The organism is Pseudoalteromonas sp., assembly GCF_041629635.1.
In the GTDB taxonomy this organism is placed as follows: domain Bacteria; phylum Pseudomonadota; class Gammaproteobacteria; order Enterobacterales; family Alteromonadaceae; genus Pseudoalteromonas.
Window position 1 is genome coordinate 1 of record NZ_JBFKMX010000022.1, and the last position, 16,421, is coordinate 16,421.

At 41.0% G+C, this 16,421-nt stretch carries 12 protein-coding genes and 1 pseudogene; 4 read left to right on the plus strand and 9 right to left on the minus strand.

Going from position 1 to position 16,421, the window contains the following annotated elements; translation table 11 throughout:
• Positions 1-493, plus strand: a pseudogene (locus tag ABYD77_RS05245) (peptidase); the annotation flags it as partial.
• A gap of 41 nt (positions 494-534) precedes the next feature.
• Here the strand turns inward: ABYD77_RS05245 and ABYD77_RS05250 are convergent.
• A complete protein-coding gene (locus tag ABYD77_RS05250; protein WP_372767696.1) occupies positions 535-1,422 on the minus strand; it encodes an EamA family transporter in 888 nt (295 codons plus the stop codon).
• Positions 1,423-1,510: 88 nt separating this feature from the next.
• Between ABYD77_RS05250 and ABYD77_RS05255 the strand changes: the two genes are divergently transcribed.
• Positions 1,511-2,251 (plus strand): ferredoxin--NADP reductase, encoded by a 741-nt coding sequence (locus ABYD77_RS05255; protein WP_372767698.1) that lies wholly within the window; start codon positions 1,511-1,513, stop codon positions 2,249-2,251.
• Between the two features lie 5 nt (positions 2,252-2,256).
• On the opposite strand, the gene pmbA is transcribed toward ABYD77_RS05255, so the two are convergent.
• Complete coding sequence (gene pmbA / locus ABYD77_RS05260) at positions 2,257-3,606, minus strand: metalloprotease PmbA (protein ID WP_372767700.1); 1,350 nt, start codon at positions 3,604-3,606, stop codon at positions 2,257-2,259.
• Between the two features lie 171 nt (positions 3,607-3,777).
• Between pmbA and yjgA the strand changes: the two genes are divergently transcribed.
• Positions 3,778-4,308, plus strand: coding sequence for a ribosome biogenesis factor YjgA (yjgA, locus tag ABYD77_RS05265; protein ID WP_372767702.1), 531 nt, complete (start codon positions 3,778-3,780; stop codon positions 4,306-4,308).
• A gap of 27 nt (positions 4,309-4,335) precedes the next feature.
• On the plus strand, positions 4,336-6,852 hold the full coding sequence (locus ABYD77_RS05270; RefSeq protein ID WP_372767704.1) for a hypothetical protein: 2,517 nt from the start codon (positions 4,336-4,338) through the stop codon (positions 6,850-6,852).
• A 72-nt stretch (positions 6,853-6,924) separates the two neighbouring features.
• Here the strand turns inward: ABYD77_RS05270 and tldD are convergent, their stop codons facing one another.
• The 7 genes from tldD to mreC are packed head-to-tail and all read right to left on the minus strand — an operon-like array spanning position 6,925 to position 16,420.
• Positions 6,925-8,376 (minus strand): metalloprotease TldD, encoded by a 1,452-nt coding sequence (gene tldD / locus ABYD77_RS05275; RefSeq protein ID WP_372767706.1) that lies wholly within the window; start codon positions 8,374-8,376, stop codon positions 6,925-6,927.
• Entirely contained in the window at positions 8,366-9,190 is an 825-nt protein-coding gene (locus ABYD77_RS05280) for a carbon-nitrogen hydrolase family protein (protein ID WP_372767708.1), read from the minus strand. The genes tldD and ABYD77_RS05280 overlap by 11 nt, the downstream gene beginning before the upstream one ends.
• Positions 9,187-13,074, minus strand: coding sequence for a YhdP family protein (locus tag ABYD77_RS05285; RefSeq protein ID WP_372767710.1), 3,888 nt, complete (start codon positions 13,072-13,074; stop codon positions 9,187-9,189). Before ABYD77_RS05285 ends, ABYD77_RS05280 begins: the two co-directional genes overlap by 4 nt.
• Entirely contained in the window at positions 13,074-14,546 is a 1,473-nt protein-coding gene (gene rng / locus ABYD77_RS05290; RefSeq protein WP_372767712.1) for a ribonuclease G, read from the minus strand. Before rng ends, ABYD77_RS05285 begins: the two co-directional genes overlap by 1 nt.
• On the minus strand, positions 14,543-15,118 hold the full coding sequence (locus tag ABYD77_RS05295; protein ID WP_372767714.1) for a nucleoside triphosphate pyrophosphatase: 576 nt from the start codon (positions 15,116-15,118) through the stop codon (positions 14,543-14,545). Before ABYD77_RS05295 ends, rng begins: the two co-directional genes overlap by 4 nt.
• Positions 15,118-15,594 carry a rod shape-determining protein MreD gene (gene mreD / locus ABYD77_RS05300; protein ID WP_372767716.1) on the minus strand — a complete coding sequence of 159 codons (477 nt, stop codon included), beginning with the start codon at positions 15,592-15,594 and terminating at the stop codon, positions 15,118-15,120. The genes ABYD77_RS05295 and mreD overlap by 1 nt, the downstream gene beginning before the upstream one ends.
• Positions 15,587-16,420, minus strand: a complete 834-nt coding sequence (gene mreC / locus ABYD77_RS05305) for a rod shape-determining protein MreC (protein ID WP_372767718.1) — start codon at positions 16,418-16,420, stop codon at positions 15,587-15,589. The genes mreD and mreC overlap by 8 nt, the downstream gene beginning before the upstream one ends.
• Position 16,421: the final 1 nt, after the last annotated feature.

The following is a 16,421-nucleotide window of genomic DNA, read 5'->3' on the forward strand; positions in this document are numbered from 1 at the left end:
GTATGTGATCTCAAGTGGCTCAACCTGCTCTGCCAGTGAAGCACTGATCAATGGTCTTGCGGGCATTGATCTTGACGTGGTATTAATAGGTGGACAAACTTGTGGCAAACCTTATGGCTTTGTACCAACAGATAACTGCAGCACAATGTACTTCACCATCCAGTTTAGTGGTGTGAATGAAAAAGGCTTTGGTGAATACTCTGATGGCTTTATTCCAAAACAGAATCCAAATTTCCAAACAGAAATTAAGGGTTGTACGGTAACTGACGATCTAACACGTCCTATGGGCGATATTTCAGAAGGCATGTTATCTACCGCCCTGTATCATATGGAAACTGGAAGCTGCCCAACTGTAAGCGCTACGAAAGCAATCAAACAGGCTGGAAAGAGTATTCAAAGCACTGGACCTGCGTTACATGTTCCAGATAATCGTTTTGAACAGATGATAGAGAATAATGCGATTATCACGCCAATTAAAGAGGCATCAAATTAACAATTAACGCTCTAGAAAAGGTGGCCACTGCCACCTTTCTATTATCGAAAAATAAAAAATAACGATATACCCGCTATCGCCAGCAATGTGCCAATAGTTGTTTTTGTTGAAGGAATTTGCCCTTTAACGATAGCGAAAAACAAAATAAATAAAGGCGATGTAGCAATTAGTGTTTGCGCTACTGCAGGGTTGGCATATTTCAAAGCAACTTGCTGCAACCAAAGTGTTAAAAATGTTCCCACAATGATAGCAAGCAACAGCAAAGCAAATTCGCGGCTAGCTAATTTACGAAAGCCACAAGCTATAGCAAAGAACTCATTACGTTTAAACAGCACTAACATAATAAATATAGCGCTAATACCTGCAAATAAACGCAACAAAGCTCCTAACAATGGCTCTATATCACCTGCAACAAGCGCATAGTGTGAAATAACTACACCCGATGCCTGGCACACACTTGCCAATAATCCAAACCCAATACCCGATGCATTCACCGCTTGCTTATTTTCTTCTGGTTGCATCACCACTAATGCCACAGCAAATGTTGTAACCAATACACCTAGCCAGCTTTGCCAATTCAATAAACTACCAAGTAACAAAACAGCTAAAATACCTGAAAGCGGTGGCGCAATGGATTCAAGTAATAAAGTTTTATTCACCCCGATCCGCTTTAAAGAGGCAAAATAGGCACTATCGCCAATGGCGATCCCGATGACTCCCGATAGTAATAAAATCAGCATATGTTGCTGTGATAACTCAAAATTTACTTCGGGTAATAAAGGTAGGGTTATCAACATCAGAGAAGAGGCGAAAATACCTTTAATTAAATTAAGCTGTAACGCACTAAAGTGATGACTAAAACGCCCATACAACACGCTCGCTAAAGCCCAAAAAAATGCAGCTGCCAATGCTGCAACTTCGCCTAACATCTTATTTCCTCTGAATAATTTTAATTGAAATTTTAAATTTAACTGCCACAGTTAAACTAACCCTAAATAAGTTTTTTAAGGAATAGAAATGGCAAATTGGATCGATGGCACAGTAACAGACATAAAATGGTGGAATCAAAAATTATTCAGCCTAACGCTTAGTGCATCATTGCCAAGTTATAAAGCTGGGCAATTTACTAAACTTGCTATGACAATTGAAGATAAAAAAATTGCCCGCGCATATTCCTTTGTAAATACCCCTTCACAATCTGACTTACATGAATTTTTGCTAGTCACTGTGCAAGATGGTTTGTTATCACCACCTTTATCTGAATTATCCATTGGCGAAACTGTACACGTTGCAGAACAATCTTCCGGTTTTTTTACCCTGGATGAAGTACCATCGTCTAAATACCTATGGCTACTTTCAACAGGTACCGCCATTGGGCCTTTTTTATCTATGCTCGGCGATCCAGAGCTCTGGCAAAAGTTTGAAAAAGTAATTTTAGTTCACGGTGTGCGTAAAAAAGAAGATCTGGTTTATCAAGAACTCATAGTTAACACTTGCCAATCTCATCCTCTCACATTCGTAGCTATGGTCAGCCAAGAAACCATAACGGACGGCTTATCTGGGCGGATCACCAACGCTCTTACATCAAAAACGCTATTTGATTATGTTGGAGTAGAGGCATCACCTGAAAACAGCCAGTTTATGCTGTGTGGTAATCCTGAAATGGTAAAAGAAACCACTCAGATTTTATTAGACTTAGGCTTTACACGAAATCGCCGTGCAAAGCCTGGCAATATTACTGTTGAGCAATATTGGTAAGGTAATTATTCGCCTGCAATCGACATACTTTCGATTAATACAGAACCAGTCTGAATACTGCCGCGTAAGTCAACATCTCCACCAATTGCTGCAATTTTTAAGAACATATCTTTTAAGTTGCCAGCAATTGTTACTTCACTTACAGGGTATTGAATTTCACCATTTTCAACCCAAAAACCAGCTGCGCCTCTTGAATAATCACCCGTTACAATATTTACGCCTTGTCCCATCACCTCTGTAACCAGTAAACCTGTACCCATTTCATTTAGCACTGTTTTTAAATCTTGATGTGACGCTTCAACTAACCAGTTGTGAATACCACCAGCATGCCCTGTTGCTTGCATACCTAATTTACGTGACGCATAACTTGCTAGTAAATAGGTTTGTAATTCGCCATCTTTAATTATTTCGCGGTCGATGGTTTTAACCCCTTCACTATCCACAGAAGACGAAGCTAACCCGCCTAAAATATGTGGACGCTCCTCAATATTGACATGCTTACTAAACACTTGCGTGTCTAAGCTATCCAGTAAGAAGCTTGATTTGCGATATAACGCGCCACCGCCAATCGCTGAAACTAAGTGGCCAAACAGTGAGCTTGCAATGTCGGCACGAAAAACAACAGGGTATTTACCGGTAGGAATGCGACGGCAATTTAAACGGGCAATAGTCTCTTGTGCTGCTTCAATACCAACGCTTTGCGCACTGCGAAGTCCATCTTGCTTACGAGCAATAGTATAAGCAGAATCGCGCTGCATCATGCCATTTTCTTCACCAATCACCATACAACTGATGCTATGACGACTACGAGGAAAACCTATAAGCTGGCCATAACTGTTACCATACACACGTAATCCATTATGACTTGAGAAACTTGCACCATCAGAGTTAGAAATACGCTTATCAAATTGCATTGCTGCACTTTCAGCTTGTTTACACAACTCAATTCCCTGTTCAGCAGACACCTGCCAAGGGTGGTATAAATCTAAATCGCGCGGCGCAAAATCAAGTAGTTCTTTGTCTGCAACCCCATTACATGGGTCTTCAGAAGTATATTTTGCAATTTCTACCGCCTTAGCAACCACGGTTTTAAGTGCATCGGCACTTAAATCAGCAGTAGATGCAGACCCTTTTTTATTACCAACATAAACGCTAATGCCCAGTGCACCATCTTGGTTGTATTCTATCGTTTCAACTTCGCCTAAACGTGTTGATACTGACAAACCAGATGTGCTCGACATCGCCGCTTCAGCAGAGCTTGCACCTAACTGTTTTGCATAATCGAGCGCTTCGCTCACAGCCTGTTTAACTTCGTCAAGGCGCTGAAAAATTGGATCGTTTGAATCTGCGTGCATAAGGAATTGAGCTTAAATTTAACTATTTTTTTAAGCATATCAAAAATAGCGTCATAAGGCAGAGCATCACAGCGTATTTTTCACGTATAATATAAAGAAATTACGTATTTACCTTTTGGTTTCACACCAATTGCAGTAATCGACGTAACAATATTAATTTGTGGAGACACCATGGCCAAAAAGAACAAAGTTGATTTCGATACGCCAGAGGAAGAAATTATTTATGTATCGCGTGCTGAATTAAAGCGTGATGCGAAAGAATTACATGAACTTGGTGCTGATATTGCTGCACTAAGTAAAAAGCAGCGAAAAACAATTCCGCTCAATGAAGAATTGATTGAGGCAATGGAGCTTGCTGATCGCCTCAAAGAAAAAACCGAAGCTTACCGCAGACACTTAAACTATATTGCTAAGTGTTTACGCCTAGCGACCAATATTGAAGAGATCACCAAAGCGGTAGACATCATTAAAAATAAACATGCTCAAGGAAATGTGCTATTTCACAAATTAGAGCATATTCGTGATGAGCTAATTGAAGTTGGCGACAATAAGATCAATGAGTTAGTATCTGAATATCCAGAACTCGATAGACAAAGATTACGCCAATTAACACGCCAAGCGAAAAAAGAAAAAGAAGCGAATAAGCCAGCAAAAGCTTACCGTGAAATTTTCCAGTGTTTAAAGCAGGTAATCACACAATAAAACCAACAGCAACGGTTAAGGATAAGCATGAGCACAATAAGGCAACTTAGTATTTTACTTACTGCATCTGCGCTTGCAGCGTGTAACGGCTCTTCAGGAAAAAATGAAGAAGTCACACCACCCGACCCAGATGCGCCAACATTAGTTGCTGTCTCTGTGCTTGATGAAAATTGCCAACCAATGACATCACCTTCGCTTGTTGCTGGTTCTACTTTTTGTATTGAAGCCTATTTAAGCAAAAATAACGCATCGGTTGTTAACACCAGTGTCAGTTTTGAAACCCCTTTAGGCTCACTCTCGCCAAGTAGCAAGCTAACAAATTCTGATGGTGTTGCCCAAGTTCTGCTTACCAGTGCTAGCTCTGATATCGGCGCAGCCGATGTTACTGCGAGTTCGCAAGGTGCCAGCGACAGTGCGAGTTTTGAATTTTTGCGAGACACCAATCAAACAACCACGTTACCAGTTGTATCCCTCTCGAGTTTTGTTGGAGATGCTGCGATTAATAGCGCAAAACAAGGTGAAGTAATTACCTTGAAGGCAAACTTGGTTGATAAAGAAAATAACCCGATTAGTAATCAGCCTATTCGCTTTACAGCTGAAATAGGTGAGCTTAATGCAAGCTCTTGGCTTACTGACACTAATGGTAATGCAAATGTGTTACTAACATTAGCAAGTGATAGCCCAATTGGTGCTGCAACAGCCGTTGCTACTTATCAATTAGATGAGAGCAATAGTGTTAGCTCACAGATTAATTACCAAGTACTCAGTGCTGATGATATCGAAACACCTGTGGTACAAGTTGGTTACTTTGATAACGATGGTAATTTTATCGCTAACCAATTGAAATTAAGTGTTACGCGTCAAAGTGATGGCAGCGTCGATTTAGCGGCGGGTGGAACACTTGGTTTATCACTAGTTTTAGTTGATGAAAATGAGCAAGTTATTACCACCCCCACTGCGGTTAACTTTAGCTCTAATTGCGTGCTAAACAGCAAAGCCAGTATTGATGAGCAAGTACTTACTATTAACGGCGAAGCCAACTCAACTTATAAAGATATCAGCTGTGCTGGCGCCACTGGTAATCAAGACCAAATAATTACAAGCGTAACAGTAAACGGCAGTAATATTATCTTAACGCAAGATATTAACTTATCAGGTGAAGCACTCGGTGCCATTGAATTTGTCTCAGCAGAACCTAATTCAATTGTACTTAAAGGTACTGGTGGCGTTGGTAGGCAGGAAGTTTCAACCATTACTTTTCGCGTTAAGGGAAAGCAAAGTAACTTACTCGCTCAACAAGAAGTAAACTTTAGTGCCAGTACGAATGTAGGTGGATTAGAAGTTTCTCCGAAAACAGCCGTTACTAATTCGCAAGGTGAAGTCAGTACAAAAGTTATTTCGGGTACGGTACCCACACCTGTGCGCGTTACTGCTAGCGCAGCAACAACAAATGACGCAGGCGAAAGCGTTGAAATTATCAGCCAGTCCGACTTATTGTCTGTTAATACTGGGCTTGCCGACCAAAACAGTATTTCACTTTCAGCTGCGGTACTCAATCCGGAGAGTAACAGTATCAATGGCGTTACGACCGAAATAACAGCTTGGTTAGCTGATAGCTTTAATAACCCAGTGCCAGATGGCACAACCGTCAACTTTACTACTGAGGGTGGTCAAATTGAGCCAAGTTGCCAAACAACCAATGGCTCCTGCTCTGTTACTTGGCAAAGTAGTGAACCTCGTGTTTTTAACCACAGATCTACTATTCTCGCTACTGCAATTGGCCATGAAACCTTCTTCGATACCAATGGTAATAACCTGTTTGATAATCAAGATGGTAACCCTGTCGTTAATAACGAGGTATCAAGTGGCTTCGGTCGTGCACAATACCTACCGTCTGGTTTTATTGATATGTCAGAAGCGTGGCGTGATGACAATGAAAACGACCAATACGACCAAGGCGAAATCTTTATCGACTTCGATAACAATAAAGTATTTGCCAGTGACGATGGCATGTTTAATGGTCCTCAGTGTTCAGGGGATTTATGCGCAGCACAAAGTTTAATAAATGTACGTAAGTCATTAGTACTTATTATGGCAAGTGGCGTAAGTAAATGGGCACTTTATGAAGCAAATAACACAGAAACTCTCATTGCGGACAACAGCAATACGTTAACACCAACAGCAATTAAAAGAGCATCTAGCCAAGCCTACACTTTATATTTTGCTGATACAGCAATGCAAACACTGCCATTTAACTCAACAGTGTCTATAGCGACTGATGAAGGTGAACTCGTTGGCCAGACAAGTTTTACTGTAGGTAATACGACGGGAACGCCAAATCCAATTAGCCAAGCTGATATTGATGCTAATGTATCTATATCAACTGCAAGATCTAAAAATGTATTTGGTGGACAAAGCATCAGCTTTGATTTGAAAAACACGCTTGCTGAAGACGATCAATCAGCTACTGCTAACCTCACTATTGAGATCACAAGTCCAAGCGGTCAAACAACATTTAAGCTATTGAAAATACAGTTACTCTAATTAACCTAAATTAACCACCAAAAAACGCTGCAATTGCAGCGTTTTTTCTTTTGTTAAAATCAGTATAACAATTTAAGCAGCTGTACCACCCACCGTTAATTCATCAATTTTTAAGCTGGGCTGACCAACACCAACGGGCACACTTTGACCATCTTTGCCGCATACGCCCACGCCATTATCAAGTGATAAGTCATTACCTACCATTGAGATTTTATGCATTACATCTGGGCCGTTACCAATTAGGGTTGCCCCTTTGATAGGTTGAGTTACTTTGCCATCTTTAATTAAATACGCTTCTGATGCAGAGAACACGAACTTACCCGAAGTAATATCTACTTGGCCACCTGCAAAATTCGTCGCGAAAATACCGTTTTCAACACTTTCGATAATTTCTTGTTGAGTACTTTCACCAGGTAGCATATATGTATTAGTCATACGTGGCATAGGTAAGTGCGCATAAGACTCACGACGCCCATTGCCCGTTGGTGCAACCCCCATTAAGCGCGCATTGAGCTTATCTTGCATATAGCCTTTCAACACACCATTCTCAATCAGCACGTTATAACCCGCGGCAACCCCCTCGTCATCCACATTAAGCGAGCCGCGGCGGTTATCTATTGTACCATCATCAACAACGGTACATAGGCTAGACGCCACTTGCTGACCTACTTTACCGCTAAATGCCGATGAGCCTTTACGGTTAAAATCACCTTCTAAACCATGGCCAACTGCTTCATGCAATAGTACGCCAGGCCAACCGCCACCAAGCACTACCGGCATCGTACCAGCAGGGGCTTCTACGGCTTTTAAATTAACATTAGCAAGACGCACTGCTTCATCGGCATAACTCATCCAGCGCGGCTTTCCATCCACTAATTCGTAAAAATACCCATAATCTAAACGTGCTCCACCGCCAGCACTACCGCGCTCACGCTTGCCATTTTGCTCTAATAATACTGAAGTATTTAAGCGAATAAGTGGGCGAATATCAGTCGCGAAGGTACCATCACTTGCAGCAATCAAAACTTCTTCATACACAGCGGCCATCGAACACACCACTTGAGATGCATTCGGCGCAATTTGACGGATGTAAGCATCCAATTGCTTAAGTAAATCAATTTTCTCGCTGTCTTTTAAACTGCTGATTGGCATAATCGGCTGGACAATATACTTATCTAATTCCACCATCTGAATTTTACTTGTGGTGGTTCCGGCACTGTTTTTATCAGCAACGGTTCTCGCAGCAAGTGCTGCTTGAGTAATGGCATTTTTGTTGATGGCATCAGAATAAGAAAAACCCGTTTTCTCACCTGAAATAGCTCTAACGCCAACACCTCGCTCGATGTTGTAGCTACCATCCTTTACGATGCCATCTTCGAGTACCCATGATTCATGGTGACTTGATTGAAAGTATAAATCGGCATAATCAATTTGGTGTTCTTGAATTAAAGACAAACTGTCGAGCAAATCTTGGCGAGAAAGGCCGCTTTGCGTTAATAAATGCTGTTCTACGTTATTGCTCATGTTTAAACTCATAATTAAATTGGTTATGTGACATCAGCGGCATTTTTTGCCTAATTTCTGTCAATTTATCCATATTGGGTAAGTATACGATATTGTTTGGCTCTGTTGCTAACATCGCTTCAATTTCACCCCACGGCGATATCACCACACTATGACCATAGGTTTCGCGCCCTCGGTCATGTGTGCCTGTTGTTGCGGCAGCTACGATAAAAACTTGATTTTCAATTGCACGCGCTTGCAAAAGAGGCAGCCAGTGAGCTTTACCTGTGGGTACTGTAAATGCCGAAGGTACCAGAATAATATCAGCACCACGCGCTCTAAGGGCGCCGAATAACCCAGGAAAACGCATATCGTAACAAACCGTTAAGCCTATTTTGCCAAATGGCGTATCAGCTACAACAAGATCTCTACCCGCTATGGTTGAACTTGACTCGCGGTAACTCTTTTTACTATCTTGAACATCGACATCAAATAAATGAATTTTGTTATAGCGTGCAACTACTTCCCCTCTTGAATTAATCAATAGTGATGCTGCGTAATACTTGTCACCATCACCGATTGGAATAGTACCAGCACTAAGCCAAACATTATATTCTTTAGCAAGATCACACACTTCACGAATAAATGCTTGACTCGCATGAGAAAAGGCTATTAATTTACTCGGTTCGGCATCAAAACAAGCAAAGCCTTCAGGTAGGCAAACAAGTAATTCTTCGTTTTTATATTTGTCACGAAGCTGATTTAGCTCTTGGCGTAAATAAGCGAGATTTTTATCCGGTACTGAGCTTAGAGTCCATTGTAATACAGCGATCATTGGATTTTCTCCTCTGTACTTTGTTCACTCGATTGCGACTCATCAGTAACTGGAACCACTTTCTTTTCATCAGGTAATTGTTCAATTTTTAGCTGCGGGATTTCAATCTCGCGACTTTTCTTACCTTTTTCTGTTACAACGGGTTCATCAAATGTGCCTGTAATGGTGTATTCAATCTCTGAAATAACTCTTGCTGAATGAAGTACTTTATCGATAGCAAGCGCTGCTAATCCTGTTACCGGGTTGACCATCCAAGCCACAATCACTGGAATACTTGAAGTCACTTCAGGGGCAACCCACATGGTATAGTCGATTTTTCGGGTATTTAAATCCGCGTAACCTTTAATTGTTAAATCGGCTGGTACACCATTTAATTCAGTATCCTTGGTATATGCCACGCCTTTATCAATCTGCATGGTGCCTTTCATACTGTTGTAAAAAAAGCCTTTTGCAAAGACATCTCGGAAATCGAGTTTAAGTTTACGCACCAAAGAATCAAGACTGAGTAGAGAGAAAACGCGTGCACCACCGTCACTAATATCGGTAATATAACCATCACCTAAGCGCCATTTTATATCACCGGAGAATGATTCCGTATTGAACTCATAGGGTGTACCATACCAAAATAAATCGATATCGATTTCAGCGTTTGACTCTTTAATCGAACTTGTTAAGTCAAACTCATCAGTCAGCTCACCAATATCTTTACTAACAAGCTTACCAACTAGGTTAGTTTTTTGTTTTTGCCAACTCCCATTGCCTACAAACTGATGTTTTCCTTTATCAATATTCATTTGACTTATCAGTAAACCATTATCTGCTGGATCTAAATCTAGAGTAACTTTATCCAACTGATAATTATCAATTTTACAATCCGCACAATTAAAACGTATAGCGGGTAAATGCATCAACCATTGATTATCTTTCGGGCTATCAAAATTATCTAACGGTGCTAAAGCAACTTGCTCTTGTGGTGCTTTAAAGTTAAGCCTTAAATAATCCGCTTCAATAAATACAGGTCGCTGTGCCAGCACACGGGGAATACTCACCTCAGCGCGAACTTCTTTGCCATTTATTTTCAACTGCGTTGATTGTGCGAGTGCTGTTAAATTGATATTTAAATCATTAAATTCAATTTCTGATAAAGTGGCATAATCGATATTTGCATTTACTTCTTTTAATGGAGGGAACACCGTGTTTGCCTTTGTTGATTCACTTGGCGTGGTAATCAAATGATCAATAAAGGGGATCCATTCTACAATATCGGCTTTTGCTAAGTTCACCGACACATCAAAACCAGAGGCATTTATGCCCAGATCTTTTTCACCGACAATTAAATGCGCATTAGAAACAACTGCTTCACGATTATCAATAATGCTATTAAAAAACAACTGCTTGTTGATATTAGCAGTGATCAGATTTGAAATTTCATCACCTTGCACAGTTAACGATAGCGGCCAGACTTCATCACTTTTTTTATTATAAGGTGCTGGTACATGAACGCCTAAGCCAATCAAGTTTGAGTCTGCATTTGCAGTATAATTAAAGCCTTGCGGTTTCAACGTCATATCAAAGGCAATATCAAATGGAACTACACCTGATAAATAACCTGCCATAACTCCTTGAGTGTTCCTAACAATGTCTTTCACTTGCCACAGCGCATCGCCATTTAGTGAAAGTGCGTAATTCTCGCCACTTGGTTTGCCTTCTAAACTAAAATTAAATGGCATATCAAGCCACGTTGCGCTTGCATTTTTAAGCGTGATATTACTGTTATGGAAGGTTAGCGTGCCATTTAAGCTCTTAAATGGAATGCCTGGTTTGGCAATGTAAATTGGTGTATTTGTCAAATTGACAGAGCCAGTAACATCGACCTCACCCTCATCACCGAGTGGTACCTCAATGCGTGTTTTACCGAAAACTTGCCCCTGTCCTTGAATTGTCTCAAGCACTGCACCAACCGAGTTATTTAACGGTGTAGCTGCAAAGAATGGCTGTAATTTTTCAGCTTGTTGTGTCGTTTCAATTTCAACATTCAGCAAATTTGCATGAGATAAATCATCAATACTAACAACTACCCCTTGCCCCAAACGCAGGCCTGCCAATTCCCCCTGTCCAGAGATAATATCCATGCGTTCATTTGAGAATATCAAATCGGCTTCAAGCTCAGTTATATCTGGCCAAGATTGATTAAAGTTGAAAGTTGCTTCGGTAACCTTAGCATCAACTAAAAAGCGCCCATTATAATCTCGGTATGGAAAATTACTTAACTTACCTTGCCAAAGGACTTGAGCCAGATCGATACGACCAGCACGAAGTGAACGATTTAAATAGTCAATGGTGCCTTGTGGCATATAACCACGAGGGAAATAATGACGCGCTTTGAGTACTTCTGGCCCTTGTATTTCAGCGTATAAACTTAGCTCTGCTTGAGCGAATAAATCAAGTGAAAATTCAGCAGCAAATGTTAACTCATCGTTATGTAACCAAATGGTGTCACTTTGGACCTGCCAGCCCTCTGCTTGCTTGATAAAATCGATTGCAATGTCCAACTGCTGATATGGAACAGCACGAGAGAATAACTCGCCTGTCATTAAGTAATCATCACTTCCCTGAATTGATAACCTAGCCGCATCTTGATCTGCAATAAACTCAACAGCAAGGTTTTGAACACCGGGAATACCTTTGTAATGTTGCCATGAAAGCGCTTCGGCTTTCCCGGTCAAAAAGTAATCTTGTTGATTCTTGTAGCGAATATATAACTCAGGAACAGTACCCTTGAATCTTAATTTTTCAACAAAGTGTATTTCCTCAAATGGTATCAATGGCGCAAAATCACTTAGTAAAGCAAGCGGAAAGTCTCGCCAATGAGCTACTAGATTATCACCCAAAAAGTCTAGTCTACCGCCAAAAGCGGGCCACTGACTTTGGTTTGCACCAATACTTAGCTCTGAAGTTTCAAGCGTCCAAGCATTATTATTTGGGCGAAGGCGTAAGGTACCACTGTTAATTTGAAGTGATTTTTTATCTTTTGCTTGTTGCCAGGTTATTTGGCTTGGTGCCCAATCAAGTTGAACATTTTCGATTTTAAACTCTTTAAAGCGCGCCCAAGCTTTGAAATTAATGTCACTTTTAACCCCAGACACTTTTTCAGAAAAGACATCTTGCAGCCAACTACTGGCATTGAGTTGCTTACTCTCAACAAACAAAGTTCCAAATGCCTCTGAAAAGTGCTCACCGTATAAATCTAAAATCACTTCTAAACGGTTATCAGAAATCCCCGGTAAAGTAATGTAACCAACACCTTGATGCTGAGTATTACGATTTTGCCAAGTCACACGTTCTATCGCAATTTGGCGGTTTTCATTGCGCTTAGTTTTAATAAATAATTGACTATTTTCGACCGCGAAGTGGCCACTTTCAGCAAGAAAAAGGGTTTCGAGTACATCGATTAAGTTTGCACCGTCCTCGCTCTGTTCGCGACTTGGCATAGGCTGATTTAAATCAACCCTGGCATTTAATCCAGACAGTACAAAATAGTTTGATACTAATCTGCGCTGTAAAACAGATTGCCAAACATTAACATGTAGACGTGATTGCTCTACATACAAACCCAGCGCTAAAGATTGCTCTTTACCGAAAGAAACTTGATTTAATACCAGTGCGGGCCCCGTATGTTCCCATCCCGCAGAAATTGAACCGATAGCTATGTCAGTTCCAATTTGTTCGGTTAAAAGCGTTTCAATTTCACCTTTATAGTCATTCGCATAAGGCAAGCTATATTTTAACAACGACACAAGCACAGCGATCAGCACTAGGCTGATCGCGAATATTTGCCAAATTTTACGCAAGCACCAAAAACAGGCGCGCCTTACTTTTTGCACTACATCATCACCACATCAAACTGCTCTTGATTATACAAGCTTTCTGTTTGAATACTGACTTGTTTCTTGATAAAAAGTTCAAGCTCAGCAAGGTTATGATATTCATCATTGATGAGTGCTTCACTAACGGCAGGGGATGCATACACCACAAATTTAGTGGCATCATAAGCTCGGTTTACCCTTACAATTTCTCGTAAAATTTCATAGCATACTGTTTCAACTGTTTTTAATGCGCCACGCCCTTTACACACTGGGCATTCACCACACAAAATATGCTCTAAACTTTCACGGGTGCGTTTACGGGTCATTTCCACAAGACCAAGCGCTGAAAAGCCATTGATATTGGTTTTTGCACGATCCGGTGCCATTGCTGTTTCTAAACTATGAAGCACACGACGCTTGTGTTCTGCACTTACCATATCAATAAAGTCGATAATGATAATGCCCCCCAAATTGCGTAAACGCAATTGCCTTGCTATTGCTTGGGTTGCCTCAATATTAGTATTGAAAATGGTTTCTTCAAGATTTCGATGACCAACAAAGGCACCGGTATTTACATCAACCGTGGTCATTGCCTCAGTTTGGTCAAAAATAAGATAACCACCTGATTTTAATTCTACCTTACGCTCGAGCGCTTTTTGGATTTCATGTTCCACACTAAACAAATCAAAAATTGGACGTTCGCCAGGATAGTATTCGAGGGCTTTGGCGAGCTCAGGAACAAATTCTTCAGTAAATGCTGTTAATTGTTGGTAAGTAAGCTTCGAGTCTACACGAATGCGCTCCATATCTTCACCAACATAATCACGAAGTGTGCGAAACGCTAAAGTTAGATCTTCATGCAAGATCGACTCTTTTCTGGTTTTTTTACGCTTTTTCGCAATTTTGTGCCAGAGCTTTTTGAGAAATTTTGCATCGTGCTCAAGCTCTGATTCCGTCGCGCCTTCGGCCGCAGTGCGCACAATAAAACCGCCTTCTTGATCATGAAATGGCGCGACTATTTTTCTCAATCGATCGCGCTCATCTTCACTTTCTATTCGCTGTGATACACCAACATGTGTCGCATCCGGCATAAATACCAAGTAGCGGGAAGGAATGGTGATGTCTGTTGTTAAGCGAGCACCTTTAGTTCCCAGTGGATCTTTAACCACTTGCACCATAATGTACTGCCCTTGCCTAACTAGTTCGCGAATATCTTGTACTTTTTTAATCGGCTGATCATCTACGCCTTCAGCAATCGATGTGCTATTTACAATGTCTGAGGCATGTAAAAAAGCTGCTTTTTCTAAGCCAATATCGACAAATGCCGCTTGCATTCCTGGTAATACTCGGCTCACTTTACCAAGATAAATATTACCAACGATCCCAAGGTTGCCTTCTCGCTCAAGCTGTACTTCTTGCAGCACACCATTTTCAATCAGTGCAACACGACTTTCACTGGGTGTCACGTTTATTAATAGCTCCGAACTCATACACCCTCCTTGATAAATTCTTTTAACAGTAATTCGGTTTCATAAAGTGGCAAGCCCATTACAGCGAAATAACTACCGCTGAGTTTTGTCACAAAACGGCCTGCACCGCCTTGAATACCATAGCTACCAGCCTTATCAAGGGGCTCTTTAGTTACGCAATAATCATTAATTTCTTGCTGTGATAACTCTTTAAATGTCACATCTGTAGTCACTAACTGTGACTTAACACGTTCAGTGTTTGCAAAGGCAATAGCTGTCATCACTTGATGCGTTTTCCCCGAAAGCGATGATAAAGTTGCCACTGCATCAGAATGGTCTAGCGGTTTACCAAGTACCTTACCATCTAAAACCACAATGGTATCTGAACCAAGTACGGGGAAGTTATGCTCTGCAATTGCTACTCCTGCTCTGGCTTTTTCTTCAGCAAGACGACAAACAAAGATCTCAGCAGGCTCACCTTCTCTCTGACTTTCATCAATATCGGTTGTAAACTGTTCAAACTCAACATCCAATTTTGAAAGCAACTGCTTTCGTCTTGGCGATGCTGAGGCCAGGTAAATTTTTGTTGGCATTATCGGATCCTAAAATGGCGTCGATATTTTCGCAGTAATAAGAACAACCAAGGCCACGCTAATGCGCCCGTTAACACTGGCCAAAGGTACTGAGGCAAAAAATAAATATCGAGTAAAAAGTGGTTTAACCAAAAGACTAGCAGATAATAAAGCGCCAAGAAAAGCGCTACCAGCATTGCTTGCTGCCAAACACTAAAGTTACGAATTTTCTGATAGTTACTGGCGGTAATGTAAATTACTATAGAGTAAGTAAGCGAGCGCACACCCAGAGGCGAACCAAGGGCCAAGTCAATAATTAACCCCGCCATCCAAGCAAAGCCTATATTTACACGATGTGGCAACGCAATCGACCAATACATTATCACTAATAGCACAAGGTCTGGTCGATATTTTTCAAATGCGATTGGCAGTGGCATCAGCGCCAACACCAAAGAAACAAATACAGATAAAAAAATAAACCCTAGATGCCTAGTCATTAGCTACCTCATTACGCCAAAGTAAGATCAGTAAACGAATGCGATCAAGTTCGGCAATGGGACTGGCATATACTTCTGAAAATGGTCTGCCTTCATTGCGATTGATGCTAGTCACAGTAGCAACCGGGTAACCTTCAGGGAAAACACCACCTAAACCTGAACTCACCAACACATCGCCAATGCGAATATCCATACTATGAGGCACATGTGATAGTCTTAGTTGATCAATTTTACCGATGCCTTCAACGACAGTGCGCACATTGTTTCGCAAAATTCGTACCGGCGTAGCGTGCTGTGTGTCGCTAATGAGTAATACACGACTGGTAGTGCTCCCTACACTCGTTACTTGACCAACAATGCCCTTATCATCAATCACTGCCAAACTTTCTGTAACATCATCGAGTAAGCCACGATTTATTAGCACTTGGTGGCTATAAGGGTTTGAGTGAACCGACAGTACTTGCGCAATGAGCTTACGGTCTTCTAATTTTTTTGAAGAGCCCAATAATGCGCGTAGTTTTTGGTTTTCGACTTTTAAAAATTCATATTGCTGCAATTTTTGGTTTTGTACCAATTGCGCTTCACGTAAAGCATCATTTTCAATCATTAGACGTTGATGAGAAGACAAGTTTTTACTGCCTTCTCGGAACATTTCATAAGGGAGGTTTGCGAGGTAAAACAAAGGGCTAACAATTGTGTTTAAGCTAGCCCTTACTTTGGAACCACCATCAGTGAAACGGTCACCGATAATTAATACCACGCTTAACACAATGGCAATTACCAAACGTAATTGCATCGAGGTATTTCTAGCAAAAATTAAATTCATT

What these genes read in the sequence shown, in the direction of transcription:
- ABYD77_RS05250 (WP_372767696.1), bottom strand. Translation starts at nt 1,422, where the DNA reads ATGTTAGGCGAAGTTGCAGCATTGGCAGCTGCATTTTTTTGGGCTTTA.
- ABYD77_RS05255 (WP_372767698.1), top strand. Translation starts at nt 1,511, where the DNA reads ATGGCAAATTGGATCGATGGCACAGTAACAGACATAAAATGGTGGAAT.
- pmbA (WP_372767700.1), bottom strand. Translation starts at nt 3,606, where the DNA reads ATGCACGCAGATTCAAACGATCCAATTTTTCAGCGCCTTGACGAAGTT.
- yjgA (WP_372767702.1), top strand. Translation starts at nt 3,778, where the DNA reads ATGGCCAAAAAGAACAAAGTTGATTTCGATACGCCAGAGGAAGAAATT.
- ABYD77_RS05270 (WP_372767704.1), top strand. Translation starts at nt 4,336, where the DNA reads ATGAGCACAATAAGGCAACTTAGTATTTTACTTACTGCATCTGCGCTT.
- tldD (WP_372767706.1), bottom strand. Translation starts at nt 8,376, where the DNA reads ATGAGCAATAACGTAGAACAGCATTTATTAACGCAAAGCGGCCTTTCT.
- ABYD77_RS05280 (WP_372767708.1), bottom strand. Translation starts at nt 9,190, where the DNA reads ATGATCGCTGTATTACAATGGACTCTAAGCTCAGTACCGGATAAAAAT.
- rng (WP_372767712.1), bottom strand. Translation starts at nt 14,546, where the DNA reads ATGAGTTCGGAGCTATTAATAAACGTGACACCCAGTGAAAGTCGTGTT.
- ABYD77_RS05295 (WP_372767714.1), bottom strand. Translation starts at nt 15,118, where the DNA reads ATGCCAACAAAAATTTACCTGGCCTCAGCATCGCCAAGACGAAAGCAG.
- mreD (WP_372767716.1), bottom strand. Translation starts at nt 15,594, where the DNA reads ATGACTAGGCATCTAGGGTTTATTTTTTTATCTGTATTTGTTTCTTTG.
- mreC (WP_372767718.1), bottom strand. Translation starts at nt 16,420, where the DNA reads ATGAATTTAATTTTTGCTAGAAATACCTCGATGCAATTACGTTTGGTA.